The sequence below is a fragment of the Paenibacillus agri genome, assembly GCF_013359945.1.
Lineage (GTDB): Bacteria > Bacillota > Bacilli > Paenibacillales > Paenibacillaceae > Paenibacillus_AQ > Paenibacillus_AQ agri.
This window is the reverse complement of record NZ_JABWCS010000211.1, coordinates 1-26341: the sequence shown is the minus strand read 5'-3', so window position 1 is coordinate 26341 and position 26341 is coordinate 1. Positions and strand designations below refer to the sequence as shown.

General features: G+C 46.5%; 23 protein-coding genes. 20 read left to right on the top strand and 3 right to left on the bottom strand.

Annotated features, from left to right (window positions below; translation table 11 throughout):
* Window positions 1-567: 567 nt before the first annotated feature.
* Window positions 568-852 (top strand): CD3324 family protein, encoded by a 285-nt coding sequence (locus tag HPT30_RS15685; protein WP_175372295.1) that lies wholly within the window; start codon window positions 568-570, stop codon window positions 850-852.
* Window positions 853-989: 137 nt separating this feature from the next.
* On the top strand, window positions 990-1961 hold the full coding sequence (locus HPT30_RS15680) for an alpha/beta hydrolase (protein ID WP_175372294.1): 972 nt from the start codon (window positions 990-992) through the stop codon (window positions 1959-1961).
* 165 nt (window positions 1962-2126) lie between these two features.
* Here HPT30_RS15680 and HPT30_RS15675 read toward each other — a convergent pair whose 3' ends face one another.
* Window positions 2127-2531 carry a hypothetical protein gene (locus tag HPT30_RS15675; RefSeq protein WP_175372293.1) on the bottom strand — a complete coding sequence of 135 codons (405 nt, stop codon included), beginning with the start codon at window positions 2529-2531 and terminating at the stop codon, window positions 2127-2129.
* Between the two features lie 146 nt (window positions 2532-2677).
* On the opposite strand from HPT30_RS15675, the gene HPT30_RS15670 reads away from it, so the two are divergent.
* The 5 genes from HPT30_RS15670 (at window position 2678) to HPT30_RS15650 (ending at window position 9384) form a co-directional block, all read left to right on the top strand.
* Window positions 2678-3520 carry an IclR family transcriptional regulator gene (locus tag HPT30_RS15670; RefSeq protein WP_376767042.1) on the top strand — a complete coding sequence of 281 codons (843 nt, stop codon included), beginning with the start codon at window positions 2678-2680 and terminating at the stop codon, window positions 3518-3520.
* A gap of 66 nt (window positions 3521-3586) precedes the next feature.
* Entirely contained in the window at window positions 3587-4411 is an 825-nt protein-coding gene (locus HPT30_RS15665) for an aldo/keto reductase (RefSeq protein ID WP_175372292.1), read from the top strand.
* 188 nt (window positions 4412-4599) lie between these two features.
* Window positions 4600-5622 carry an ABC transporter substrate-binding protein gene (locus HPT30_RS15660; RefSeq protein ID WP_175372291.1) on the top strand — a complete coding sequence of 341 codons (1023 nt, stop codon included), beginning with the start codon at window positions 4600-4602 and terminating at the stop codon, window positions 5620-5622.
* An 8-nt stretch (window positions 5623-5630) separates the two neighbouring features.
* The gene (locus tag HPT30_RS15655) at window positions 5631-7688 is read left to right on the top strand and encodes an iron ABC transporter permease (protein WP_175372290.1); all 2058 of its coding nucleotides are present in this window, start codon (window positions 5631-5633) and stop codon (window positions 7686-7688) included.
* 337 nt (window positions 7689-8025) lie between these two features.
* Window positions 8026-9384 (top strand): Nramp family divalent metal transporter, encoded by a 1359-nt coding sequence (locus HPT30_RS15650; RefSeq protein WP_175372289.1) that lies wholly within the window; start codon window positions 8026-8028, stop codon window positions 9382-9384.
* Window positions 9385-9435: 51 nt separating this feature from the next.
* Here HPT30_RS15650 and HPT30_RS15645 read toward each other — a convergent pair whose 3' ends face one another.
* Window positions 9436-10506, bottom strand: a complete 1071-nt coding sequence (locus HPT30_RS15645; RefSeq protein WP_175372288.1) for an MFS transporter — start codon at window positions 10504-10506, stop codon at window positions 9436-9438.
* A 41-nt stretch (window positions 10507-10547) separates the two neighbouring features.
* Window positions 10548-11558, bottom strand: a complete 1011-nt coding sequence (locus tag HPT30_RS15640; RefSeq protein WP_175372287.1) for an alpha/beta fold hydrolase — start codon at window positions 11556-11558, stop codon at window positions 10548-10550.
* Between the two features lie 136 nt (window positions 11559-11694).
* On the opposite strand from HPT30_RS15640, the gene HPT30_RS15635 reads away from it, so the two are divergent.
* The 13 genes from HPT30_RS15635 to HPT30_RS15575 all read left to right on the top strand — a co-directional run bounded on the left by HPT30_RS15635 (window position 11695) and on the right by HPT30_RS15575 (window position 26155).
* On the top strand, window positions 11695-12594 hold the full coding sequence (locus tag HPT30_RS15635; RefSeq protein WP_175372286.1) for a LysR family transcriptional regulator: 900 nt from the start codon (window positions 11695-11697) through the stop codon (window positions 12592-12594).
* Between the two features lie 742 nt (window positions 12595-13336).
* On the top strand, window positions 13337-14362 hold the full coding sequence (locus HPT30_RS15630) for a LacI family DNA-binding transcriptional regulator (RefSeq protein WP_217622401.1): 1026 nt from the start codon (window positions 13337-13339) through the stop codon (window positions 14360-14362).
* Between the two features lie 16 nt (window positions 14363-14378).
* Window positions 14379-15299 carry a ribokinase gene (locus HPT30_RS15625; protein WP_175372285.1) on the top strand — a complete coding sequence of 307 codons (921 nt, stop codon included), beginning with the start codon at window positions 14379-14381 and terminating at the stop codon, window positions 15297-15299.
* A gap of 202 nt (window positions 15300-15501) precedes the next feature.
* Entirely contained in the window at window positions 15502-17016 is a 1515-nt protein-coding gene (locus tag HPT30_RS15620) for a sugar ABC transporter ATP-binding protein (protein ID WP_175372284.1), read from the top strand.
* Entirely contained in the window at window positions 17013-17975 is a 963-nt protein-coding gene (locus tag HPT30_RS15615; protein WP_175372283.1) for an ABC transporter permease, read from the top strand. The genes HPT30_RS15620 and HPT30_RS15615 overlap by 4 nt, the downstream gene beginning before the upstream one ends.
* Window positions 17972-18907 carry an ABC transporter permease gene (locus tag HPT30_RS15610; protein ID WP_175372282.1) on the top strand — a complete coding sequence of 312 codons (936 nt, stop codon included), beginning with the start codon at window positions 17972-17974 and terminating at the stop codon, window positions 18905-18907. Before HPT30_RS15615 ends, HPT30_RS15610 begins: the two co-directional genes overlap by 4 nt.
* Window positions 18908-18928: 21 nt before the next feature.
* Entirely contained in the window at window positions 18929-19972 is a 1044-nt protein-coding gene (locus HPT30_RS15605) for an autoinducer 2 ABC transporter substrate-binding protein (protein WP_066364600.1), read from the top strand.
* A 24-nt stretch (window positions 19973-19996) separates the two neighbouring features.
* Window positions 19997-20548 (top strand): ureidoglycolate lyase, encoded by a 552-nt coding sequence (locus tag HPT30_RS15600; RefSeq protein WP_175372281.1) that lies wholly within the window; start codon window positions 19997-19999, stop codon window positions 20546-20548.
* A 16-nt stretch (window positions 20549-20564) separates the two neighbouring features.
* Window positions 20565-21887 carry a M20 family metallopeptidase gene (locus tag HPT30_RS15595; protein WP_175372280.1) on the top strand — a complete coding sequence of 441 codons (1323 nt, stop codon included), beginning with the start codon at window positions 20565-20567 and terminating at the stop codon, window positions 21885-21887.
* Window positions 21887-22618 carry a glutamine amidotransferase gene (locus tag HPT30_RS15590; RefSeq protein WP_175372409.1) on the top strand — a complete coding sequence of 244 codons (732 nt, stop codon included), beginning with the start codon at window positions 21887-21889 and terminating at the stop codon, window positions 22616-22618. The genes HPT30_RS15595 and HPT30_RS15590 overlap by 1 nt, the downstream gene beginning before the upstream one ends.
* A gap of 288 nt (window positions 22619-22906) precedes the next feature.
* Window positions 22907-24310, top strand: coding sequence for an ABC transporter substrate-binding protein (locus HPT30_RS15585; protein ID WP_175372279.1), 1404 nt, complete (start codon window positions 22907-22909; stop codon window positions 24308-24310).
* 105 nt (window positions 24311-24415) lie between these two features.
* A complete protein-coding gene (locus tag HPT30_RS15580) occupies window positions 24416-25306 on the top strand; it encodes a carbohydrate ABC transporter permease (RefSeq protein ID WP_175372278.1) in 891 nt (296 codons plus the stop codon).
* A gap of 15 nt (window positions 25307-25321) precedes the next feature.
* Window positions 25322-26155: a carbohydrate ABC transporter permease gene (locus HPT30_RS15575; RefSeq protein WP_175372277.1), complete on the top strand. Its 834-nt coding sequence runs from the start codon at window positions 25322-25324 to the stop codon at window positions 26153-26155.
* Window positions 26156-26341 lie beyond the last annotated feature (186 nt).

Here is a 26341-nt window from a genome sequence, read left to right as displayed (position 1 = left end):
AATTAAGCGATGTCACTAGAAGCAATACATTCCCCTTCACCAGTCGTTTTAACAGTGAAAAAGAGGGGCATCTTCCTAACTAACGGCATTTTTGTACCTTATTTTTCTTTATTATAGGTGAATGAGGTAATTAAGGTCATTATTGTATCTTATTTTTCGAAAAAGCACGCTGGACGAGGTATTCTGGAAGAATTAAGGTACAATAATGCACCTAATCGCCACTAACCCGTAGCTGCAGAGGATTTAAGGTACAAAAATGCCGCTATTTGATACTTTTTTAAAGCCTACGTCGATGAAGAGGTACGTGGTAAAGTCAATTGTTCTCACAATACTGTTCGTGACAGTCACGCTTGAAACTATGCTATAATGGTTAGCGAAAAGGGGGTGCTTAATAGATGGAGAATATTGTAAGATTGTCTGGTACTTCTCCCACTCATGCAAAGCCTGTATTAGAAAAGCGTTACTTTGCATGGGGCAAAACCTTTTTTAACGCTAACGCTAAATAAGCTCTTCTAATATGTTGGCTTTGCACCTTATTTGGAAATTTTAAAATAAGGAGCGGGCACAATGAAATATATTAATGCAGCAAAAGTGTTACCCGAAAAGCTAATTATGGAAATTCAAAAATATGTTCAGGGAGAAACGCTCTACATTCCTAAGCCGGAAACGGAGTATAAGCATTGGGGAAGTCAGAGCGGCGGGCGACGGTTACTTGATGAGCGTAATGTCGCGATCCGAGCTGCTTTTAAAAATGGCAGCAGTATCGAGCAACTCGCCGAGGAACATTTTCTCTCGATCGAAACGATTAAGAAAATTGTCTATTCACATAAAAGTAAGAAACAGCACTGGTGAACATCCTTCATCAGTGTCTTTTTTTATGCCGAAAATGATTCTAAGTCATTGTGTTCATTTTAAGAGTGGAGGGTACACTGTAGACTAACGATAGAGACAGCTGGTCTGAAAATGACATATAGAGAGGAAATATGACAATGAGTGAAGAGCAGAGCAGAAGCAGACATCTGGTGGACCCAGAAGTGGTTAGCGCCCTTGATATGTTCCCGACAACGGATCTTACTCCGTCTGTGCTGATAGAATCACGCATGAAGCAAGCACAAATGATGCCGCAAATCGATGTTACGGAAAAGTTCCCGGTTACCTTTGAAGAAAGAACGGTACCCAGTTATTTTGGCGGGCCGGAAGTACGTATAGAGATTATTAAGCCTACGCAGCCAAAGTATGAAAAGATGCCTTTATATTATTCTCTTCACGGCGGCGGGATGGTTATGGGAAGTCCGGTCGGTGACCGCATGGGGAATGCCGCCCTTGCTGTGCAGCATGGTTTTTGCTGTGTGTCTGTGTATTACCGCCTGGGACCTGAGCATGTTCAGCCAAGCCAGCTAGAGGATATCTATTCGGGCCTAAAATGGTGTGTTGAACACGCGGAAGAACTGGGAATCGACGCTAAGAAAGTTGCCGTTGCAGGCTCAAGTGCTGGCGCAGGTTTGGCGGCTGGTGTGGCTTTATACATTCGGGATCAGAAGGAATTTGAGATTCATCATTTGAGATTGCGTAATCCGATGTTGGATGACCGTACGAGTGTTGCACCAGATCATCCTTATGCCGGAGAATTTGTTTGGAATAAAGCAAGTAATTATTTTGGCTGGAAATCTGTATTAGGTCATGAACCAGGTCAGGAAGGCGTAAGTGAATATTACGTGCCTGCACGTGCAAAATCACTTGCTGGGTTGCCATCTACTTTTATTACAATCGGCAGCATTGATTTATTCGTTGACGAGGCTTTGCTATTCGCGAAACAACTGATTCATGATGGTGTTGTGGTGGAACTGCATGTCTATCCGGGCTACCACCATCTGTCGCCAATGTTCCCTAATGCCCATTATTCTCAGGAAGGCTCGAAGTCAAGCGAACATGCTTTGCTGAAGGCGCTGGATTTGCTTTAATCCGTAAGAATAATAACAGTAAAAACTCATAACAAAAGCAGCGACAGCTTATGGATCTGATAATTCAATTCCTAGGTTGTCGCTGTTTTTTTACTTCAAAAAGGTACATTCTCATTTTTCATGAGTTAAGTATCGTTTGTTTATTTAAAAAGACAAATCAAAAAGCTATTCGAGTTCCTCTAATTGTTCCAAGTTAAATTCTTGTCCATTTAATTCGATTTGCTTTATTCCCTTTTTTGTAATTACAAATATTTTTTCAAACGAATGATCTGAAGCGACGGTTACTGTTTCTACGATAAGCTTTCCGTCCTGATTCTGAATATCTACTGAGGGTACTGTGAACTTCTGATTATGCTCTTCATTTTTATAATTTACATACAGGTATACACGGTGTTCAGTGGATACTCTGCCCAAATAGATTCCATTTCTTGCATTATTGGATTCTATCCATTTACGTATTGGTCCGTTAGCTTCACTTGGGTCTAGATAATTAATATTTAATGTGTTATGGCTTGAACATCCAACAATGATTATCAGCATGGAAGTCATTAATAATATTAGCTTTTTCACGGTCACCTCTACTAAATTGATATCATTACTAAATTTACCATGTGAGTGTTGCATAGTAAATGTATATAACAACGTCTCGCTTACGGGAATGTTGAATTAGTGCAATGTATTATCCATTATGGATAAATTATATTATTTAATTATCTATATTTGAAAAATGGATTTTCCTTTGCTATAATCCCAATTGTGAGTGGAATACTATCGCAGTAGGGGGTGGGGATATAAACCGCAATGAGGTCGGTACGCTCAAGAAGGGTTTGGATATTTTTAACCTTGTACTCCATAATCCCAACATCACTACCCAAGAGATCATGGAAGAATTACAGCTCAACCAAAGCACGGCTTATCGCTTGGTTAGCACATTGGAGCAGAATGATTTCATCATGAGAAGCCCCAAAAACGGGTTTGTGATTTCGGATGTGTTTGTATCCAAATTACAAAGTGAGAATCTCCTCAAGCAGGACGTTGATCTCTTGCAATCCGTGCCATCTATGGACAAGCTAAGCAAGACGACAGGGGAGACCTCCTACATCGGAATGCTTCATGGCACAGAGGTAGTGATCACGCATGCAATTTCAGGGATGTATGCCACTCGAACGCATCATGTGATCGGTGATCGTAAACCTATTCGTGGGGATGCCATTGGAAAATGTTTGCTTGCTTATCAGGGTGAAGAGCTACAGTCGTGGATCTTGGAGAATATGTCTTTGGAGAAACAGATTGAGCATACGATTACTTCCCAGGATAAATTCCGTGAGGAACTGAGTAACATTAAGGTCAAAGGTTATGCTTTGGATGATGAAGAAGGGGAATGCGGGGCCAGGTGTATCGGCGCACCGATCTGGAAGGATGGCAAGGTCATTGCAGCCATTGCGATCAGCGGTCCTACAACCCGGGTGTCCAAAGAGAAGGATGACTATCATATTGAGCAGGTAACGTCATGTGCACAAGAGATTTCAGATCTGTTGAGCCATAAATCAATTTCATAAATTGATAAGTGCGCGTTTATGAAATTGATTTCCATAAATAAAAATATATTCAGAGGAGAATAGACCATGAATTTTGTAACATTGAACAACGGTGTAAAAATGCCTCAGCTTGGATTCGGCGTATGGCAGGTTAGCGATGACCAAGCGACTGCTGCTGTAACAAAAGCCTTTGAAGTGGGCTATACCTCGATTGATACGGCCATGATTTATCAGAACGAGCTGGGTGTGGGACAAGCCATCAAGGAATCCGCAATTCCTCGGGAGAAGCTGTTCATCACCACTAAAGTGTGGAACGCAGATCAAGGATATGAGAACACCTTGCGTGCTTTTGATGAAAGCTTGAAGAAGCTGGAACTCGATTATATTGATTTGTATTTGATCCACTGGCCAACGCCGAATTTCGATCAGTACATTGATACTTACAAGGCGCTGGAGAAACTGTACCATGATGGTAAAGTGAAGGCGATCGGTGTATGTAACTTTGAAATCGAACATTTGGAGCGTCTTCTGAAGGAATGTGAAGTGAAGCCGGTCCTCAATCAGATCGAATGCCATCCATACCTGGCGCAAAATGAATTGAAGGCGTTCTGTGATTCGCACGATATTTTTGTTGAAGCCTGGAGCCCACTGGATCAAGGCGGCGATGTTTTGAAGGACGAAGCCATCGTCAAGCTGGCCGAAGCTCATGGCAAATCTCCAGCGCAAGTCGTACTTCGCTGGCACTTGCAGCGTAACGCGATTGTGATTCCGAAATCCGTTACTCCTTCCAGAATTGAAGAAAACTTCAATGTGTTTGACTTTGAACTATCCGCTGACGAGATGGAGTCCATCAATCAACTGGACAGTAACCGCCGCAAAGGCCCGCATCCAAATGAATTTCATATGAGATAATTGATTGATTCAAAGCCCGTAAATCCGCTTGTTATAAGCGATTTGCGGGCTTTTTGCATCCAAAGATAGAGTAGTAAAAATATCATATTCCCTTGACTTTCCATGTAATCGTAGATAACATAGTTCATGTCATTAAAAATGATAATCATTATCATATACAATTTATAGAAATTAGGGGGATATACAAAATGCACAAAAGGTTTTTGAGTGTAGTTATGCTTATTGTTGTGATACTGGTTGCAGCGGGTTGTGGGTCTAACAATACTACGAATCCGGCAACAAACAGCGAGCCGAAGAGCAATGCGGCGGCTGAAAATACTAGCAGTGAAACCGCAAGTGGCCCTATTGTATTAAAGGACTCTAAAGGCGAGGTTAAGTTGGATAAGCCTGCACAAAAGGTTGTTGTACTGGAGTGGACATTTACAGAAGATGTAATTGCGCTCGGAGTACAGCCGGTGGGGAACGCCGATAACGAAAACTATAAGCTGTATGTGACATCTGAAGCACCATTGGATGCAAGCGTGACGGATGTTGGTACGCGCGACGAGCCGAATCTGGAGACCATTGCGGCATTGAAGCCGGATTTGATTATTGCGAATGCTCCTAGCAATGAAGCGATTTATGATCAGCTGAAAAGTATTGCTCCAACACTGATTTTCAGCCTGTATCCGCCTGAAGGGCAAGGTGACCAATACACACTGATGGAAGACACCTTCAAAACGATAGCAGCGGCTCTTGGTAAAACTGCGGAAGGTGACAAAGTCCTTGCAGACTTGGATGCGCATTATGCGGATGCAAAGACGAAGCTGGCTGCAGCAGGCAAGGAAGGTCTGAATTACGTACTGACACAAGCGTATAGCTATCAAAATGCAGCAACAATGCGTCTGTTCACAGACAATTCACTAGCAGTACAAACATTGGACCGGATTGGTCTGAAGAACGACTGGAAACCTGATAATTTCGAGAGCTACGGATTCAGCACATCGACCGTTGAAGCCTTGCCTGCGGTTCAGGATACTAATCTGCTCTATATTGTCCAAAAGGATGATGATATTTTCACAAAGACACTGAAGGATAATTCCGTTTGGAACGGACTTACCTTCGTTAAGGAGAAACGTACTTACGCATTAGACAGCGCGACCTGGGTATTTGGCGGTCCAATCTCCTCTAAGGTCATTGTGGATGAAGTAGTAAAAACCTTAACGAAATGAGTGCTACTATGAACGGGCATAGCAGTGAAAAAACTTCAATTAATATGACCTGGCGGATTATTGGAATATTTGGGGGCGGCCTTGCCGTCCTCTTCGTTTTGTTCATTCTAAGTCTAGGCTTTGGGGAGGCCAAAATCCCGGCAGGTACTGTAATGAAGGGATTGCTGAACCGTCAGGATGTCATGGAACATAATCTGCTCTGGGATATCCGCATGCCGCGTACAGTTATCGGTATTCTGGCCGGGGCGGCCCTGGCTGCGGCTGGCGCGTTACTACAAACGATAACGAAGAATCCGCTTGCTTCCTCAGATACACTGGGGATTAATGCGGGAGCTTATTTTATGGTTGTTCTTGGCATGGTTGCTTTTCCGGCTTTGCAGCATCAGTTCCCATTTGTGCTGGCAGCTGCTGGTGGCCTGCTGGCAGCAATTGTTGCCTATCTATTGAGCGGCGGCAAGACGGCTACGCCTGTCCGGCTGGCTCTATCGGGAATGATCGTGTCCATGGTGCTTGGAGCGTTCACCTCGGCACTATTTATTTTCAATAAGACGGAAACGCAAAATTTATTCTTATGGGGTTCGGGTTCTCTGATTCAGCTGAACTGGGACGGCGTCCAGTATGCTTGGCCCTTTGTCCTTGTGCTCCTTGGAGTATCCGTGTTCGCAGGCAGGCAATTCGATGCGCTTGAACTTGATGAGTCTACTGCCCGTTCGCTGGGACAAAGAGTAGGGTTAACCCGGGCTGTAGGCCTCGGCATATCGGTATTGATGGCTGCGATCGTGGTCAGCGTGGTCGGCCCCATCGGCTTCGTTGGCTTAGTCGCTCCCCACCTTGTCCGGCTTGGCGGTATACATAAGCATCGTTTGCTCATTCCTGCGAGTGCCTTGTGGGGAGCGTTGCTCATTACGGCAGCGGATACACTTGCGCGTGCGGTGCGGAGTAGTGTAGGGGAGATGCCGGTCGGTGCGGTTATGGCGATTATCGGAGCCCCTTGGCTTATTTGGCTGGTGCTGACCAGAATGAAAAATATATCGGGTTCAGGTCCAGGGCAATCCTCCATGAGTATAGGCGGAGTAGCGCTACGTATGCGTTTTATTCCGACAGCGATATTTATGAGTGTACTGTTAATCGTTATTATTCTTGTGAGCTTGTCGCTTGGCGGGACGAGGATACCTATTGGGGATCTGCTGAGCAGTCTTGTACAGAGGGGTGATGATTCGTATTCTGTTCTGCTGAATTTAAGACTTCCGCGTACACTGGTTGCAGCTGCAGGCGGTATCGCACTTGCCATTAGCGGTGTACTGATTCAGAGTGCTGTCCGCAATCCACTTGCTGACGCTTCTATAATCGGTGTGACCTCAGGAGCTGGCTTTGGTGCGCTGATCGTGTTGTTCGCATGGCCGGCAATGACGGTCATTGCTTTACCTATTGCCGCAATGGCTGGCGGGGCTTTGGCGGCAGCCTTTGTATTCTTCCTGGCATGGCGCAGAGGTCTGAATCCGTCGGTTCTCATCCTGCTTGGAATCGCGATATCTGCGATCGCCTCGGCGGGCATACAGGTGATGATCGTCAAGGCAAGTATCTGGAGCGGCAACTCCTTAATTTGGATCACTGGCTCGACCTATGGACGGGGCTGGAATCAATTTTATAGCCTTTTGATCTTCCTCCTTATCCTGTTACCCGTTGCTTACTATTTGGGACGGAAAATCGATTTGCTGGCTTTTGGTGATGAGAGTTCAGTCGGCCTAGGTTTGCCCGTTCGCGGGACGCGGCTTTGGGCGATGATTATCGGAGTGTTGCTGGCAGCGGGAGCTGTTTCCAGTGTAGGGACGATTGGTTTTCTCGGGCTCATCGCACCGCATGCAGTACGGATGATGATCGGCCACCATACGAGACGCTCCATTATTTTGTCGGGTCTGCTTGGCGGATTGCTGCTGGTGATCGCCGATACGGTCGGAAGAACGATTATGGCACCGAAAGAAATTCCGTCAGGCTTGATCATTATGCTGATCGGTGCACCTTATTTCCTCTTCTTAATGTACCGTTCGCTTGTTAAAAAAGGGTAGAATGTAGTTTGAGACACTTATTCAAGGCCGTCCCGTCATGGGGCGGCCTATTTTGTGTACGTTTATGCTGGGCATACAATAATAAATGGACATCTAATATCGACATCCGTGATTGAGATGGCGTGAGAACCATCTTCCCATCTTCATTTTAATAAGGGGCGTCCCAATTATCCGTTTTATGGATTTTGGGGCGTCCCTCTTTTTTTAGTCTTATGCATAAAATTTAGCTATTGACAAAAATGTTTCCCTAGAGAAAAATAAGATTCGTCAGTATATGTTCGTTAGGTTTAGGGGCTCGGAACAACCCCACGATTAATGTGTGAAAAGAGGAGAGACTATGGATGCAGGAATTCAGCAAGTAAAAGAAAATCATGGATGGTTACGGAGCAGTTCTAGTATTAGTTTGGAGGAGGTAAACAATTCCGTTAAAATTCCTCTAAAGTCAGGATTCTGGAGAAAGCTCCTGGCATTTGCGGGACCGGGGTCACTGGTAGCCGTTGGCTACATCGATCCGGGTAACTGGGCAACCTCAATTGCGGGCGGCGCACGCTTTGGCTATACTCTTTTATCTGTTATTTTAATTTCAAATTTGATAGCCATGCTGCTCCAAGTCTTGTCAGCCAAGCTCGGGATTGTCACCGGAAGAGATTTGGCACAGGCAACAAGGGATGCTGTCGGTCCCAAAATGGCTGTTTTTTTATGGATTCTAACGGAGCTTGCTATAGTGGCAACAGATCTGGCAGAAGTGATCGGCTCGGCAATTGCCCTTAATTTATTGTTCGGGATCCCGTTGTTATGGGGCATTGCTATTACTACACTTGATGTGCTGCTATTGTTATTTTTACAGAAAAAAGGTTTTCGGATTATTGAATCGATTATTATCGTCTTAATGTTCACCATATTCGCAGTATTTGTCTTTGAAGTGATCATATCGAAGCCGGAAGTATCGGCTTTATTGGGCGGATATGTTCCTAAATTTGAGATCATTACGAATCCTGAGATGCTCTTCATCTCATTAGGGATTTTGGGAGCAACAGTGATGCCACACAATCTGTACTTGCATTCATCGATTGTACAGACCCGGCAATATGAGAGAACTGTCAAAGGACGGAAAGAAGCACTTAAGTTCTCCGTTCTCGATTCTAATATGTCACTGTTCTTTGCTTTCTTGATTAACTCTGCTATTTTGATCCTTGGTGCGGCCGCTTTTCATGGTACGGGACTAAATGTATCGGAAATAGAAGGCGCGTATGAGCTTTTAAGTCCTACCCTTGGCGTTAGTATTGCCGGCACGTTATTCGCAGTCGCATTGCTTGCTTCTGGCCAGAACTCGACCATTACGGGAACGTTAGCAGGGCAGATTGTGATGGAAGGCTTTGTGCGCTTGAGAGTGTCGCCGTGGCTCCGCAGATTGATTACCCGCTTGCTGGCTGTAGTGCCCGCATTTATCGTTACGTGGATAGCCGGCTCCAGGGGGACAGGCGACATGTTGTTATGGAGTCAGGTAGTGCTTAGTTTGCAGTTACCTTTTGCCGTTATCCCACTTGTACTGTTCACCAGCGATAAGCGGAAAATGGGCGAATTCGCCAATCGGCCGTGGATTAAAATTCTGGCTTGGCTATCCACCGGGGTTATCGTTGCCCTCAATGTGTTCTTGGTGTGCTATATTATCTTGACTGGTCATGATTTAGGATGACTAAGCGAGAACCCCTTGGGCATCCAAGGGGTTTTTACATTGAAGGAGTAATCATTCGTGGTCAAAAGTTCTGAAAAGCCAGATCGCAAGAAGTAGAGCCATGCTTACAGCAGCAAGCCCGAGCCAATTCAAGTACAGAACAGAGGTTTTACTGATGACAAGTCCGCCCAATCCAGATCCTAAAGCAAAACCTAACTGGATGAAGGAAGTGTTCACACTTAGCGCCATATCAGGATTTCTGGGTACCAGGGTAACCAGTAATAGCTGTTGGGCAGGAGAAATGCTCCAGGTAGCTAACATAAAGATCATTAATACCAGGATTAATAGAAATAGATTCATGCCAGCCAGAGCAAAGGGAAGGATCGTCGCTCCTTGTAACAGGAGTCCTAGACAAATGGTGAATTTCGCTCCTTTTGCATCGGCCAATTGCCCGCCCATTCTTGATCCCACGAAGCTGCAAACCCCGGCCAGGAATAGAACAGCGCTAATCTCGGTTATGGACAGTGAGGAGGTGGCCTGCAGGAATGGAGTAATATAAGTGAACAGGGTAGAATATCCGCCGATATACAATAAAGTAATACCTAAGGCAGTCAGAATTTTTGGATCTTGTAGAATGGAGAGCTGCATGCGGAGGGTAACCCTGTCCACTTCTTTGATTGCCGGAACTTTTCTATAGATGATTAGCAATGGAAGAACGCTTAATAAACCGATCGCAATAAATAGAACTCTCCATCCAAGTCTCTCGCTAAAAAATGTACCCATCGGAACACCCAGCACAAGCGAACTGCTGAGACCCATCAAGATAATACCGATGGCCCGTCCCCGTCGTTCTTTTTCAACCAGTCGTGTCGCTACTGCCATAGCCACCACGGTAGCCATTCCTCCACTAGCCCCTTGAATCATTCGCACCCATAGTACGATTTCATAAGAAAGATCCGCAAACATAAGCCCGTTAGTGGCAATGAATACACCAAGGGAAGCCACGAGCAGCTTCTTGCGATCCACATTTATAGTCAGTGCGATTAGAATCGGAGTGATAATGACTCCTGTAATAATGTATTCAATGGTTCCAATCAGAAAAACTGCAAGTGCCAGGATATAGAGGATCGTATTATTTTTCAATTGGATTCGCTCCACTTTCAATTATTCACTGTGCGCTAAAATCATTCACCTAAGAAAATCTTCAGCTGTTGATCTATAAATTCGGAATCGGGTTCATGCTGTCCAATGCCTGCGCAATGTCCCCATTTCGAGTCAATCGGGAGGAAGCGAGCATTCGGCATACATTGTACTTCATAGTTGTTATCCTGGGGAGGAAAGAACAAGTCTGTACTTCCCGGCATGACTAGCGCACAGGCTGTAATGCTTCGTAATGCAAGTTCGAAATCGCCGTTATACGCCTGGTTTGCGCTGATATCGCCACTGATTCCGGTGCGTAACATGGTGATCAGGTCATTGGCGTCGAAAGTCAGAAACACTTGATCCCAGTAGTTCACAAGATAATCCTCCGAAGTGTGGTAACCGTCTTGCTGATAGAGCTGCTCCAGATAGTAAGCCTGGGAAAAGCCCCAAGGGGCATAGACCCGACCCATTGCGGCTAATCCCGCCGTAGGCTGCTGCTTATAAAACCCATTCTCCCAGGTAGAATCCGCTTGAAGTGCAGCGATCATGCTTGCAAAAACAATTTGTGCATGTGGCCTTGTCTGAGCCGTACCCCCGAATGGGGCAATACGTTTCACCATATCGGGATAGCTGGCGCCCCACTGGAAGGTTTGAACAGCTCCGAGTGACCAGCCGACGACGAGGGCGATTTTGCTAATCCCAAACTTCTTGGTCACCAGTTGATGCTGCAGACGCACGTTATCATAAATCGTCACCACCGGGAAGTTCCCGTGATCATAGGGCGGGGCCGTATTGCTTGGCGAGGAGGATAATCCATTACCCAGCATGTTCGGAATGATGATAAAATACTTTTCCGGGTCCAGCGCCTTGCCAGGTCCAATTAACCATTCATTATCGGTATGCAGACCTGCAAACCAGGTGGGATAGACAATAACATTATCTTTTGCCGCATTCAGTGTTCCGTAAGTTTTATAGGCAAGAATGGCATTCGGCAGGATGACACCGGATTGCAGCAGAACATCCCCCAGTTCATAGATTTCGTAATCTCTCATCGTAACAATCTCCTTTTTCGTAAATGCAAGATGGACTGTCTTACTTGTCACCACTCTACGACGATGCTATTGTTTGTTCAAGGAAACGTTTATGAATGATACATTCAATTAATTTGAATTAAGGATGGGATGTACTGTGGAGTTACGCCAACTCAAGACCTTTCATACCCTTGCTTCTACACTAAACTTTAGCCGAGCTGCAGAAGTTCAAAACTACGTTCCGTCAACGGTTACGATGCAGATGAAGGCTCTGGAGGAGGAACTGGGGGTCAAGCTGGTGGACAGACTGGGGAAGAAAGTAATATTAACCGATGCGGGGAGACGGTTCCTCGGATACGTTGACAACATATTAAGGGAGCTTGAAGAAGCAGAACAAGTGGTCAGACAATCTGGCGAGATGACAGGGACGCTCGTCATAGGTGCAGATGAAACGTTGTGTACGTACCGCTTGCCGGATGTATTGCGGCGCTTTCGCTTGCGCTATCCTGGAATTCGCCTAATGTTCCGCGCACTTTCCGATGATAATCTCAAACAGAGTCTACGGGAAGGGGACGCGGATATTATTTTTATGCTGGATGAAGACAAGGGTGAGACCGGATTTTGTGGAGAAAAATTGCTGGATGAATCCTTCTATGTCCTGGCGGCGCCCGATCATCCATTGGCAGCACGTACGACATTGACTGTTGAAGATTTTAAGGGTGAGACCTTTTTGCAGACAGAGAAGGGCTGTTCCTATCGCACATTTTTTGAGCGAAGTCTGGCGCAGAAGGGCATGAGAGGAGTTACGGAATTAGAGTTTAACAGCGCAGAAGCGATCAAGCAGTGTGCGAAAATAGGAATGGGCATCGCTATATTGCCTGAAATGGCCGTAGTCGAAGAAATGAATCGGGGAGAGCTGGTTCCGTTGGCTTGGGATTTGACCGCCGTGTCCTTCGCAACCCGAATGTTCTGGCATGAAGAGAAGTGGATCTCACCTGCGATCGAAGCCTTTATTAACTTAAGCCGGGATACGTTTCCGGGGAATAGTAACTTGTAGAAAGCAACGATAGAACCAAAGATAGAACCGATGACAACACCTTGAAAAACTGTTTCCATGTCGTAAGATGTGAAGTTCAGTTTTTTTAGGTTTTTTTGCGTTGGTTAGATCGTTTTATGAATCTTCAGTGGGCCTGCCGCAAAATCAGTGCTTGCTCGGCAGGTAACGGACTCCAGAGACCTTATCGCCTATAAATTCAGTCATTCAGGAAAATAGCGGACTCCAGAGACCTTATTGGCAGAAATCTTCTGCAAATTCAGCTGTTTGATAGCAAATAACGTCATCTGAGTCCGCATCATCATTCAGAGCAACTTAGAGTGGGGAATAACGGCTATACGGTCCGTTAGCTCTTATAGATGAGCTTTAAGCCTTGAAAAAGATGGCATTCATGAATTGGTGTTCATGAATTGGTGTTCATGAATTAAGTGCGACCATGTTCTTTTATCCAGAATAGAGCTATTTTAATGTCATTTAAATGTTATATTTCATGATCAGATTAAACGATTACTTTTGTTGTGGAATGAATACAATCATATATGTCAGTTATGTGTTATATATGTGATGCATTTATCTTTATTTTTTAAAATTTTAAAAATATATTGATAACTTATCTAACATGTACTAGAATGAGATTAGAAATTGCGTAAACGTTTTTGCAAAATAACAGATTATTGTTAAATAGTCTCAGATTATAAAAGGTGTAACGGTTGTAAAAACGTTATGACAAAAATAGAGGTAAAGAATGGAAGTGGTTGTCACGAAAAGAGATATAACGATTAAAGATGTGGCAAAAACAGCCAATGTATCTGTTGCTACTGTATCTCGGGTAATCAATGGACTGGACCGGGTAAGTGAGGCTACACGAAAAAAAGTATTGAAAGTAATCGATGAATTAAACTTCGTGCCGAACACGATAGCGGCATCTATGGTTAATAAAAAAACGAACATGCTGGCGGTAGTGGTGCCGGAGATTCAAAACCCCTTCTACACGGCAGTGATAGGCGGAACGGTGGAAGTAGCGAAGAAAGCAGGCTTTGTCACTCTTGTTGTATCTACCAATGGCGATGAAGCGGAAGAGTCCACCTATTTCGAGAGTTTTCTTGGTAAAAACGCCGACGGCTTTATCTTAATTGGTACTCATAAGACAGCGGATTTTTACCAGACCATCCGTAAGCCGACGATTCTGGTGGATCGGTACATCGATAATAGCGGTCATGATGGTGTGATGATTGATAACTATCGCGGCGCTTACGAAGCTACCAAGCACTTTCTAGAGTATGGTCACACACGCATTGCCATTATAGACGGGAAGCATGACTTTAATGATGGTAAGGATCGTTATTGGGGATATCAGCGGGCCATGGTTGAAGGTGGGGTTAGCCCTGATCCTAAGTATCACAAGCAAGGGAGCTGGCTGGAGGATAGCGGCTATCAATCTACCCTTGAATTAATGCAAGCTGAGGTACCTCCGACAGCGATTTTTGCAGCCAACAACTTGATCTGCCAGGGAGCCATCAAGGCGATTCGGGATTTGAATCTGGAGATCGGGGAAGACATTTCATTAATTGGTTTTGACGAGAATGAACTGGCTGAATTTGTGAAACCGAAGGTAACGGTTGTTCGCAGACCTACTCGTGAAATGGGGACGCAAGCTGCGGAGATGCTGATTAAGCGAATTAAAGATAAAAGTACGGATGAGACGAACCCCAAGAAAGTCATACTGGATGTCGAACTAATGAAATACGGCTCTGTCAAAAAAATGAATTAGTCGAAGGAGAAGGAACATGGCAAAGGTCTTGGTAGTTGGCAGCATGAATATGGACATTGTGACCCAAGTACAGCGTCATCCAATTCCCGGTGAGACGATTCAAGGACGAGAAACTCAGTTTTTTATAGGTGGTAAAGGAGCGAATCAAGCCGTTGCAGCATCTCGCTCTGGAGCCACAGTGACTATGGCAGGCGGTCTGGGCGATGATTTTTTTGGACAAGATATTCGCCGTAAATTATCCGCAGATAATATCGGCATGGAAGGGGTATTGCGCAAGCCTTTGACGACAGGGATGGCTATCATTACGGTAGATCACTTAGGCGAGAACAGTATTGTTCTGTCAGCCGGCGCGAATGCCGCATATAGTGAGCGGGATGTGCAAGGCCTTGAGCTTTCAGACTATGATGCTGTGGTTCTGCAGAATGAAATCCCGAGAGAGACCAACCGGGCTGTGCTGAAACTGGCAAAGGTAGCCGGAACAACGGTGTTCGCTAACCCGGCACCTGTGCCAGGTTTTGAAGTAGCTGATTTGAAGTTCATCGATTTCTTGATCTTGAATGAGATTGAGGCGGAAGCCCTAAGCGGGGTTACGCTGGACAATGTCGCCAAAGTAGATGAAGCGGGTGAACGAATCCTGAAGCATGGGGTTCAGGGTGTCATTATCACGCTTGGCAGCAAAGGATCATTCTATATCAATTCCAGCGGCTTAATAATCTCTACGCCTGCTTATCAGGTGGAGGTGGTGGACACCACAGCGGCCGGGGACACTTTTATTGGAGCCTTCGTATCCAAATATTTAACGGGTGAAGGGGTGGAGTACAGCTTGAATTATGCTACTGCTGCCTCCGCATTGACGGTATCGGCTCCTGGTGCTCTAAGTTCTATCCCGGAAGAAGCGCAGGTTCTTGAATTTATGGAAAAAGAAAGAGCGGGTTAGGACAAGTGAGATTCAGATGATCTACTGTGTGAAAAGGAATCCGGAAGGCAATGTTGGGATCGATTCCGAAGTGCTTTTTTGAAGGGGATTGTTGCATCACTTTACTTTGTTGATTTAAAGCTGAGTCTTGTTAAAGTATGCCTGAATTTCACATTTGTCACTAGTCGACCAGCCGTAACAGTTTGAAAAGGGAGGGTTAACGATGGAGCGTCCGATCTTATCGATGGAGGGGATCAGCAAGGAGTTTCCGGGTGTAAAAGCTTTGGAAGACGTCGATTTCGAGCTATATCCTGGAGAGATTCATGCTTTGATGGGGGAGAATGGGGCCGGTAAATCCACTTTAATGAAAATATTATCCGGTGTGTATGCACCTACCCAGGGGATTATCCGGCTCAAAGGACAAGAGGTCGTTTTTCGTAATCCTCTCGATGCACAGCATCAGGGTGTATCTATCATTCATCAGGAATTCAATCTGTTTCCCAATTTGTCTGCGGCAGAGAACATTTATATCGACCGTCTGGAAGTTGTGGGACGATTCGGAAGAATCCAGTGGTCAAGATTATACAGTGAGGCCCAGAAACTGGTCGATTCTATTGGTGGGAGAGGGATTGATGTCCGTAAGGAAGTGCGGCACCTGGGGGTTCACAGCCAGCAGGTCATCGAAATTGCCAAAGCCTTATCCTTTCAGGCTGATGTACTGATCATGGACGAGCCATCCGCCGCGCTGCCGGAGAATGAAGTGCAAAAGATGTTTGATGTGGTAAAGCGGCTTAAGGAGCAAGGTGTGGCTATCGTCTATGTTTCGCACCGAATGAAGGAAATATTCGAAATCGCAGATAAAGTGACGGTATTAAGAGACGGGAAGAAAATCGCTACACACAAGATTGAAGAGGTGACTGAGCAAAGCCTGATTCAGATGATGGTCGGCAAAGAGGTCGCTCAATTATATCCTGTGCGAATCGTAGAGCCACGTGAAGAGATTGTGCTTCAGGTGAAGCAGCTGTCTCTCGACTCTGCGCATGCTATTTCTTTCAACTTGAAAAAAGGTGAGATCCTAGGCCTTTTTGGGATACCGGGTTCCGGCTCTCACACTGTAGCGGAGCGACTCTTCGGATTAGTGAAGGGAACAGGGGCAATCGAGATCAATGGTGTTCAAGTACAAATTAATACTCCTAATGAAGCGAAAGCTAAGAAGATTGCTTATGTTCCGCCAGATCGTCACCGCCAAGGGATTATTAAACCGATGTCAATCCGGCAAAATTTAGCGATGCCCATCCTGCCCGAGCTCTCTACGGGCTTGATTCTGGATCAGGAACGAATCAAGAAGATGAGCAGCTCCTATATGGAGCAACTGCATATCAAGGCACCGAATGATCTGCAAAGTGTCGATTTTCTGAGCGGTGGCAACCAGCAGAAGGTAGTTATCGGCAAATGGTTGGCTGCAGAGCCGGAAATCCTCATTCTCGAAGAACCTACACGTGGTGTGGATGTGGGGGCGAAGGCTGAAATCTATAACATTATTCATCAGTTGGCATTAAAGGGCTTGAGCATATTGCTTATTTCATCAGAGATGCCGGAGGTCATCGGCCTCAGTGATCGAATTCTGGTGCTGCATAAGGGAGAGATTGTCCATGAATTCGGACGTGGGGAGGCGGATCAGGAGCAATTACTGAAACGAGCCTCCAATCCGCGCACTAGGGGAGGAGATGTCATATGAAGCGTCTATTGAACGTCCACGAAGCACCGATCATCTTGTTCACAGTATTGATAGGCATTCTGTTTACAATCATCTCCCCGGAATTTCTTCAACTGGATAATGCGAAGCTGATCTTGGAGCAGAATACTTCAAGCGCGATTGTTGCCATCGGGATGACTATGGTAATTCTGCTGGGCGGCATCGACTTGTCGGTAGGCTCGGTGCTGGCACTGACCGCCACATCCGTGGGGCTGTTCCTCAGTCATGGGATGTCACCTTGGCTCGCTTCCTTGCTTGGTGTTGGTATAGGGATTCTGTGCGGTATGTTTAACGGCTATTTCATTGCTGTGCTGAATATCCCGGACATTATCGTTACGTTGGCTTCGATGTATATCTTTCGGGGTCTGGCCGTTGGCATCAGCGGCGGAACATGGATGACTAATTTTCCACCAGGATTCCAGTTCTTCGGACAAGGTCAGGTTCTGGGCATATCCTTTCCGCTAATCGTTACTGTAATTCTGATCATCGGCTTTATCTTTCTTCTAAAATTCACCCGCTTTGGCCGCAGAATCTATGCGATTGGCGGTAATAAAGCCGCGGCCAAGCTGGCCGGAGTAAGTATACCGAGAACCAAATTTATGGTCTACGTATTCAGCGGAATGCTTGTGGGTATCGCGGCAGTGATTTTTGCCTCCAAGGTGGGCAGTGTTCAGGCTTCAACGGCAGGCAGCAATCTATCCTTTGAAGTGATGGCGGCAGTCTTGATCGGTGGGGGGAGCATCTTCGGCGGTACCGGCACGATTGCTGGAACTGCGGTCGGTATTCTCCTGATGGGGATTATCAAGAACGGTCTGGTCATTGCTAAAGTTTCTCCATTTTGGGTAGATGCGACGACTGGGTTTCTGATTATCTTGGCGATTGCCATCAACACGCTGCAATACGTCAGACAAAATAAACGCAAAGGCGGCGAGCTGATATGAGTGCACTGACCCAATTTTTTAACTTCAGATCTAATAAAATGCTGGTTCAGATGCTCTTGTTTATCTTCATCCTCGTCTTTTTCAGCATTCAATCTCCTTACTTCCTGTCATTCACCAATTTCATGAACGTACTGAATCAGATGGTCGAGGTCGGTCTGATCGCAATCCCGATGACTATGATTATTATCTCCGGCGCCATGGATCTCTCCGTCGGCTCGATTCTTGCCTTCTCGGCTGTTTGTATGGGACTTGCGTTTCAAGGCGGCCTCAACATTTGGCTTAGCGTGATCATTGGGCTGTTAGCTGGATTAGCATGCGGAGCTGTTAACGGATACCTGATTGCCAGGCATCGCATGCAGGCTATCGTAGTGACCATCGGAATGCTGGTAATGCTTCGCGGTCTTGTCTATGTACTGAACGAAGGTAGGCCGATCAGCGGTTACCCGGATGCCTTCTACTTTCTGGGGCAGCAATATTTCTGGGGAATTCCCTTTAATGCGATTTTCCTGGCCGTCATGTTCCTGATTGCGAATTTTGTAATGAAGAAGACGCGCTTCAGCATCTATGTTTACGGCATAGGCAACAATGAGGAAACGGTCCATTATTCAGGGATTTCTGTTGTTAGCACCCGGTTCATTTTGTTCATGATCAGTGGGTTGTTCTCCGCTTTGGCTGGTGTTTTCCTAGTGTCCCGTCTGGCAAGTGCAGAAGCGACATCAGGTACAAATATAGAGCTTGATGTAATAACGGCTACCCTGATAGGAGGCACACATATTTTTGGCGGAAGGGGGAGTCTTGCGGGTACGTTTCTCGGCTTGCTAATTATCGTGTTTTTACGCAATGGCCTGAATTTGTTGGGTGTATCTGTATTGTATCAATCCGTAATTCTCGGCATTCTGTTGTTGATCGCTGTTGGTAAACAAAAAGCATAACTTACTTGGAGGTCGAAGCACATGAGAAAAATCGCTACTACGTTAATTACTGGATTATTGACCCTTACTTTGGCTGCTTGCGGAAATACGGGTAACTCCAAACCACAGGAAAGTGCGGGAAGCAATAGCAATCAAGGCTCTTCGTCCACTGCCACAAGAACCTATTTCATCAATCCGAAGTCCATTGGTCCCGCTTACTGGGCAGCCGCTGAAAAAGGCGCTAAGCAAGCGGAGACGGATCTGAAGGTGAAAGTTCTCTTCAATGCTCCGACTGAGGCGGATTCCTCTAAGCAAATTAATATGATTCAGGATATGTTAACTCGTCAAGTGAACGGAATTGGCGTCTCGCCAAATGATGCCAAAGCCGTTGGACCTGTATTCAAGAAAGCAGCCGGTCAGGACGTCAAAATTGTCACCTGGGACAGCGATGCCCCAGATACGGACCGTCAATATTATATAGCGCCAGCTACGGATGAAGAGGTTGGTAACAAGCTGGCTAAAACGATCGGCGACGAAATTGGGGGTAAGGGCAAGGTGGCATTCATGGTAGCAGGTCTTGGTTCTCAGAACCAAATTGCCAAATCGGAAGCGGCAAAAGCTTACCTGAAGGCTAACTATCCAGGCGTTGAAGTGGTCACAACGGTGTCCAGTGATGATGATCAACAGAAGGCATATGCCAATGCGCAAAACCTCATCAAAACGTATCCCGATTTGAAGGGCATTATTGGGTTCGCAGGCGGTGAGCCGCCGGCAGCAGCTGAAGTGGTCGAGCAGGCGGTAAAGGCGGGCACTTTGAAAGCAGGACAAATTGCGATTACCGGCATTGCCGTTCCTAGTGTGGTCAAAAACTACATCAAGAATGGCACGATTAAAACAGATATTATCTGGGATCCGGGCAAGCTCGCTTATACGACTGTATATGTCCTCGATCAACTGGCTCAAGGGAAAAAAATCACCGATGGCATGGATGTACCTACGGTCGGCAAGGTGAAAGTCGATGGGCAAAGCGTCTTTATCGGTATGCTAGAAGTCAAGAGTGACAATGTAGACAGCTTTGGATTCTAATCCTAAAGGATAGGAGGCGTAAAAATGCAGCATAGCATCAATGTAGAACCATTAACGAAAGAGGCGTTTGAACCTTTCGGGAAAGTAATAGATCTTCCTTCTTACGCTCCTCCCAAAACGGGAGATGGATGGGACTGCTGGAATTACATCGACATGCTGGATGTACACGAGCCTATTGGCTTTGGACTTGTGATTACGAAAAAGAGGGAGTTCCTGGTGGATGCCATGGAGCGCCACGTAAGCCGGGAGGAGCTGCTGCTTACGTTCGATCAAGAGATCATTCAGCCGGTGGCGTTATGTGCCGACATTAATGATCCGGATGAACATCCCGATGCAAGCACAGTGAGATGCTTCCGGATCAAACCGGGGCAAGCCATTATTATTGGCCGGGGCGTCTGGCACAGTCCTGCTTATCCTGCCCATGATGATGCGCGCTACATGTTCGCCATTGAGAAGAAGAAGGACAAATTCGGTGATGAAATGATCAATCCTTGGGTGGATTTCGGAAATGGGGATACGGTAAGTTTCGGAGATGGCTTGTCCATCTCTGAGGCTGACCCGAGCTTGATCAACTAGAGGAGGACTGGCAGCTATGAATCAAGAACAGCAAATTATGCAGTGGATTGATGATCATAACGATGAAATTATAAGCTTCTTACAACAATTGATACAGATTCCGAGTGTGAACCCCTGGTTTTTCGATGAGCCCGGGCCATCCAAAGAAAAAGACGTGCAGGAATTTATTGCCGATAAGCTGACTAAATTAGGCGCCGATATCGAATTATGGGAGCCTGTCGCCGATGATTTAAAGCAATATGAAGGAATGGCTGGTTATTATCCGGGAAGAGACTTTCAAGGAAGACCCAATTTGGCAGCTACTTTTGGAGCAGGAGAAGAAGGGAAGTCCCTGCTACTCTTTGGACATATTGACGTAGTAAAAGCCGGTTCGAAATGGACCGTTGATCCCTTTGGGGCTGAGATCATTGACGGCAAGCTGTATGGCCGGGGTACGGTTGATATGAAAGGCGGGGTCGCGGCCATGATTATGGCGGTTGAGGCGATTCTCCGCAGCGGGGCTAAGCTTAAGGGGCCTGTTATTGTGGGTACAGTTGTGGATGAGGAGACGGGTGGCATGGGTGCACTTGATTTCATTCACCATGGCTATCGTGCAGATGGGTGTATATTGACGGAGCCTACTTCACTTACAATCGCTCCATTATGCAGAGGCATTCTGTGGGGCAAAATTAAGGTGCAAGGCCGCAGTGGTCATATCGAGATGCCACAGGCGGACTGGCAGGATGGCGGTGCGGTGGATGCCATTAAGAAAGCCAGATTAATTCTGGAGCAGTTCGATCATCTGAATGCAGACTGGGCTGTACGCAAAACGCATCCGTATCTTTCGATTCCATGCCAAGTCCATGTAGCGCAGTTTAATGCGGGTGAGTACCCAACCTCTTTTGCCAATGAGGCTGAAATCGTGTTTAATGCGCAGTATTTGCCGTCGGAACGGGACGATAAATTAATGGGCGGACATGTGAAGAGAGAACTGGAAGACTTCATTTATAATATAGCAAAATCGGACCCTTGGCTAAGTCAGAATCTGCCGGAAATTGAATGGTTGGTGGATGCTGATTGTGCGGAAACCGATGTTGAGCACCCGTTTGTTCAGACTTGTGTTCAATCTCTGCACTCTATTGGTCTGGAAGGCAAGATCGAAGGGCTGGGCTTCCATACGGATATGGGCTGGCCAGTTAATGTTGGGATTCCTACAGTGAATTTCGGCCCGGGAGATCCGAGTCTAGCTCACCACAGCGATGAGTTCACACCCGTAAACGAAGTGATAGATGCCGTTAAAATGATCGCCAAGACAATTATAGACTGGTGTGGAACTGAAGCAGTGGAGGTGCAGAATTGATGAAGGTATTATTCATAGGTGAATCCTGGATTGTTCATATGATCCATACGAAAGGTTATGACAGCTTTACATCGACTAAATATGAAGAGGGAGCTACGTATCTGTTATCCTGCTTGCGCGAAGAAGGAGTGGATGTAACATACATGCCTTCGCACGAAGTGCAGGTACGCTTCCCGAAAAGTTTGGAAGAGCTTCAAGCCTTTGATGCCATTGTGATCAGTGATGTGGGTGCTAACACCTTTCTGTTGCAGAACCCAACATTCTATCAAATGCAGATTATTCCCAATGCGCTCGACTCCATTAGACAGTTTGTTGCTGCAGGCGGAGGATTGTTGATGATCGGTGGATACCTGACGTTTATGGGGATCGAAGGTAAAGCGAATTACAAAAACACCATTCTCGCCGAGGTGCTGCCGGTTGAAATGATGAATGGCGAGGATCGTGTAGAGATGCCCGAAGGCTTCTCTCCGAAGGCTTCCAAGTCTCATCCGCTAGTCGATTCATTCGGTGAATGGCCTAGGCTACTAGGATACAATAAATTGGTGACCAAGCCGGATGCGGAAGAAATTCTGAATTATAACGGCGACCCAATGCTTGTAGTGGGCACCTATGGATCAGGCAAAACCGCAGCCTTCGCAAGCGACTGTGCACCACACTGGGGCTCGCTGGAATTTATGAACTGGGAGCATTACTCGGCGTTCTGGGGGAATCTGCTCAAGACACTGCAATAGACCGATCCTCCACAAAGTGAAAAGCAGCGCTTGAGGATATGCGGCTTAAGTGTTAAATAAAATCTGCTATGTTTCTTACGAGCCGTGCACACCAAGAAGGTGTGCACGGCTATTTGCCGATTCTTAAGTTATGCCTGAGGGCAAGTCCAACGGGCTCTTTTTGTCACGAAAAAAAAGTTCAGAATATCTTAACAATCTCGGAAATAGAGATGAACATACGCATTTGTAAGCGTGTTCATCCTAATGGGGTGATACTTCTAGTTTGCGCAGCCAAAAGGAGGGCGAAAGATGAAGTCAGGCAAAAGGGGATTATCGCTTGTACTGATGTCGGTTTTAAGTGTGTCTTTATTGTTTGGTTGTTCGGGCGGTAAGAATAGCCCGGCAGAGACGGGCAGTCCGGGGAAGAAGGCTGAAGGGGGACAAACAGCCAAGAAGACGGTTAACGTCACGTTCAGGGATGACGGTGTTGGTGAGAATGGGGCGTTCTATAAGTGGCTGAAGGAAGTCGCGGCAAGTTATCCGGATAAAAATGTGGAGATCAAGCCGGCGCCGATTCAAGCGTCGGAAGGTGATTATTTTGCGAAGATCGCTCTGGCTTTGAAGTCCAAGGATACCGCACCGGATATTGTGACGGAAGATACGTTTATTCTGAATTCGGATGCCAGTGCAGGATTCCTGGAGCCGCTTGATGATAGATTGGCGAAGTGGGAGGACTGGACCAACGGCTCCTTCATCGAAGCGATGAAGAAGGGCGTTACGGCTAGTGACGGCAAAGTGTACGGGGTTCCTTACAACACGGATTCCCGCGGGTTATGGTACAACAAACAGATATTCAAACAGGCTGGTCTTCCAGAAGACTGGCAGCCTAAGACATGGGAAGATGTCTTGAATGCAGCCAGAACGATCAAGGAAAAAGCGCCGGATGTCGTACCGATCTGGATGAACATGGGTAAGGCGACAGGCGAGGCGACCTCGATGCAGACGTATGAAATGCTGCTGTATGGTACTGGGGAGAGGCTGTACGATGATGCCACCGGGAAATGGACGGTCAAAAGCCAGGGCATTCTCGATGCGCTTGGCTTCGTAGAGACGGTTAATAAGGAAAAGCTGGGGCCTCCGCTGTCCAAGGTGCTCAACGGTCAGGCTGGCAACACCGCATCCCGTGAATACTTGCCAAAAGGCAAGCTGGCGATTTCACTGGACGGATCATGGATTTCAGGGAATTATCTCGATACCGGGGCTGCGCCATGGCCGGAATACAAGGATGTGCTGGGTTTTGCACCGATGCCTACCAGTAAGGGACAGGAGCCAGGCTCCATAACGCTGGCTGGTGGATGGGCGCTGTCGATTCCAAGCAACTCCAAGAATAAGGATGAAGCGTGGGCGTTTATTCAATACGCCTTAGGCAAGGAAAATACTCAGAAGCTGGTCATTGCTTCCGGAAATATCACCGTTCGTGCCGATGTTGCCAAGGACCCGGGATATACCAAAATGCCGTTTAACGAGATTGCGACAGAATACCTGAAGAACGCGGAGTTCAGACCGGCTCAGGATAAATATCCGGAAGTGTCCACACAAATTCAAACGATGGTGGAATCTGTGGCTACGGGAACTGCACCTGCTGATGCGATGAACAAATACGCGCAGGATGTTACCCGCATCGTCGGCGCGGATCATGCAGTGGAGAAATAAAAAAGTATAACCGGGGGCCGGCTTGCTCAAGCATTCTTCAGGCTATCCATGGATGTTTGGGCAAGCGGCTTTGTTAAGAACTACAGCATGGAAGGAGAACGACGCATGAGCAGTTTGTCGGTGGACATGTACGGTAAGTCCAGAAAATCGTATACGTGGCTCTTTTTTCTACTACCTTCGATCGCGATTATGCTGCTATTTTTTATTTATCCGATATTGTTGACGTTCTTCTATTCCTTTACGAACCTGGCGTTGACCGGTGAGGCCGCGAAGGAACTAAAATTTATCGGGTTTGATAACTATACGCGAATGTTCCAGGACCCTACGGTAAGAATCAGCATCTGGAATACGTTGATCTTCCTGATCGGCTCGGCGGTTATCGGCCAACAGGTGCTCGGATTTCTTATTGCATTGCTGATGAAGCAGCGGAACAAAACCTTTCGGCGCGTCATTGGGACCATCGTGCTTGCGGGCTGGGTCACACCAGAAATCGTATGCGCCTTGTGTCTGTACAGCTTCTTTGGGGATGATGGTACGCTGAATGCGATCATTGGCTTTTTCGGATTTTCGGAAGTCACGTGGCTGTTCACGGTGCCGATGCTCACCATTATCCTGGCGAACATTTGGCATGGTACGGCATTCTCGATGCTGGTATTCCAGGCGGCGCTGGACGATGTGCCAACTGAAATCGAGGAGGCTGCGGTGGTGGACGGGGCATCCAAGTGGAAAATATTCACCCGTATCATTCTGCCTTATATCAAAGGGACCATCACAACCAACATGATGCTGGTCACATTGCAGACGCTCGGGGTATTTGGCTTGATATATGCGATGACCGGGGGCGGTCCTGGTAACTCCACGACTACGCTGCCCATCTTCATGTACAATCAGGCTTTCGTGAACTATCAGCTCGGTTACGGGACGGCCATATCCTTACTATTGCTGCTAATCGGTATCGTACTAAGTTTGTTATATATCCGCTCGATGAAAGAGTAACCGAGGTGAATCCAAATGAATGCCAAACAACGCAAACTAATCTTTCGTATCCTGCCGTATGTGATCCTTGCAGGACTTGGAATATGCTTCGTGCTACCGCTGCTCTGGATTCTGGTAGCGTCCGTAGATCCCAATGCGATGCAATCCCTAAAGGTTCCAAGCCGAATTACCGGGGCTAATTACATCGATGTCATCACAAGCAGAGACAATCAAAGAGCCTTCCTGATCGGCCTTGTAATGTCGCTAAGCCAAGCTGTGCTTGTGGTGGTTCTGGCCTTGCTGGCTGCTTATCCGCTATCGCGTTATCAACTGAAGTATAAGAAGCCGTTCATGCTTACGATTTTGTTCATGACCTCCCTACCGATTACGGCGGTTATGGTACCTGTGTATCAGTTGTTTCTGGGGCTGAAGCTGTACGACAATATTCTTGGCGTCATTCTGTTCTATGTAGCATCTTCGATGCCGTATGGCATCTGGATGATGAAGAACTTCATGGATTCCGTGCCTAGCGACCTGGAAGAAGCGGCTTGGGTGGATGGCGCATCGGTGTTTACAGGAATCCGCAAAGTTGTAGCTCCACTCATGGTTCCCGGTATATGCACGGTCGCGATTTTCACCTTCTCTGGCAGTTGGGGTAACTTCTTTGTGCCATATATCCTGCTCCAATCTCCTGAGAAATTCCCGGCTTCCGTGAAGCTATATCAGTTCTTCGGGCAATACGGCATGGTTGATTATGGCAGCCTGGCTGCGTTCTCGGTCCTGTATGCAATCCCGGCGATCATTATGTATATCCTCTCACAGCAGTACATGTCCAAGGGTTTTGGGTTACAGGGAGGTACTAAGGGGTAGAGCCTTTCACGAGATATCTCTTGATAAACAAATCATTTTTGAAAATATTAACGGCAGAAATGCCGTTCAGATTGTCGAGAAACCCCGGATATTTAAATATCCAGGGTTTCTTTTTTGCGTTCAGGCAAGAGCCCGTCGGAAAGCGAGGGTTTTACCCCCGTTTTTCCAGGCGATCCAGATGGATCG

Excerpts from the sequence above, each read along its gene's own strand:
- HPT30_RS15685 (WP_175372295.1), top strand. The coding sequence starts at position 568 with ATGAAATATATTAATGCAGCAAAAGTGTTACCCGAAAAGCTAATTATG.
- HPT30_RS15680 (WP_175372294.1), top strand. The coding sequence starts at position 990 with ATGAGTGAAGAGCAGAGCAGAAGCAGACATCTGGTGGACCCAGAAGTG.
- HPT30_RS15665 (WP_175372292.1), top strand. The coding sequence starts at position 3,587 with ATGAATTTTGTAACATTGAACAACGGTGTAAAAATGCCTCAGCTTGGA.
- HPT30_RS15660 (WP_175372291.1), top strand. The coding sequence starts at position 4,600 with ATGCACAAAAGGTTTTTGAGTGTAGTTATGCTTATTGTTGTGATACTG.
- HPT30_RS15655 (WP_175372290.1), top strand. The coding sequence starts at position 5,631 with ATGAACGGGCATAGCAGTGAAAAAACTTCAATTAATATGACCTGGCGG.
- HPT30_RS15650 (WP_175372289.1), top strand. The coding sequence starts at position 8,026 with ATGGATGCAGGAATTCAGCAAGTAAAAGAAAATCATGGATGGTTACGG.
- HPT30_RS15640 (WP_175372287.1), bottom strand. The coding sequence starts at position 11,558 with ATGAGAGATTACGAAATCTATGAACTGGGGGATGTTCTGCTGCAATCC.
- HPT30_RS15630 (WP_217622401.1), top strand. The coding sequence starts at position 13,337 with ATGGAAGTGGTTGTCACGAAAAGAGATATAACGATTAAAGATGTGGCA.
- HPT30_RS15625 (WP_175372285.1), top strand. The coding sequence starts at position 14,379 with ATGGCAAAGGTCTTGGTAGTTGGCAGCATGAATATGGACATTGTGACC.
- HPT30_RS15620 (WP_175372284.1), top strand. The coding sequence starts at position 15,502 with ATGGAGCGTCCGATCTTATCGATGGAGGGGATCAGCAAGGAGTTTCCG.
- HPT30_RS15615 (WP_175372283.1), top strand. The coding sequence starts at position 17,013 with ATGAAGCGTCTATTGAACGTCCACGAAGCACCGATCATCTTGTTCACA.
- HPT30_RS15610 (WP_175372282.1), top strand. The coding sequence starts at position 17,972 with ATGAGTGCACTGACCCAATTTTTTAACTTCAGATCTAATAAAATGCTG.
- HPT30_RS15605 (WP_066364600.1), top strand. The coding sequence starts at position 18,929 with ATGAGAAAAATCGCTACTACGTTAATTACTGGATTATTGACCCTTACT.
- HPT30_RS15600 (WP_175372281.1), top strand. The coding sequence starts at position 19,997 with ATGCAGCATAGCATCAATGTAGAACCATTAACGAAAGAGGCGTTTGAA.
- HPT30_RS15595 (WP_175372280.1), top strand. The coding sequence starts at position 20,565 with ATGAATCAAGAACAGCAAATTATGCAGTGGATTGATGATCATAACGAT.
- HPT30_RS15590 (WP_175372409.1), top strand. The coding sequence starts at position 21,887 with ATGAAGGTATTATTCATAGGTGAATCCTGGATTGTTCATATGATCCAT.
- HPT30_RS15585 (WP_175372279.1), top strand. The coding sequence starts at position 22,907 with ATGAAGTCAGGCAAAAGGGGATTATCGCTTGTACTGATGTCGGTTTTA.
- HPT30_RS15580 (WP_175372278.1), top strand. The coding sequence starts at position 24,416 with ATGAGCAGTTTGTCGGTGGACATGTACGGTAAGTCCAGAAAATCGTAT.
- HPT30_RS15575 (WP_175372277.1), top strand. The coding sequence starts at position 25,322 with ATGAATGCCAAACAACGCAAACTAATCTTTCGTATCCTGCCGTATGTG.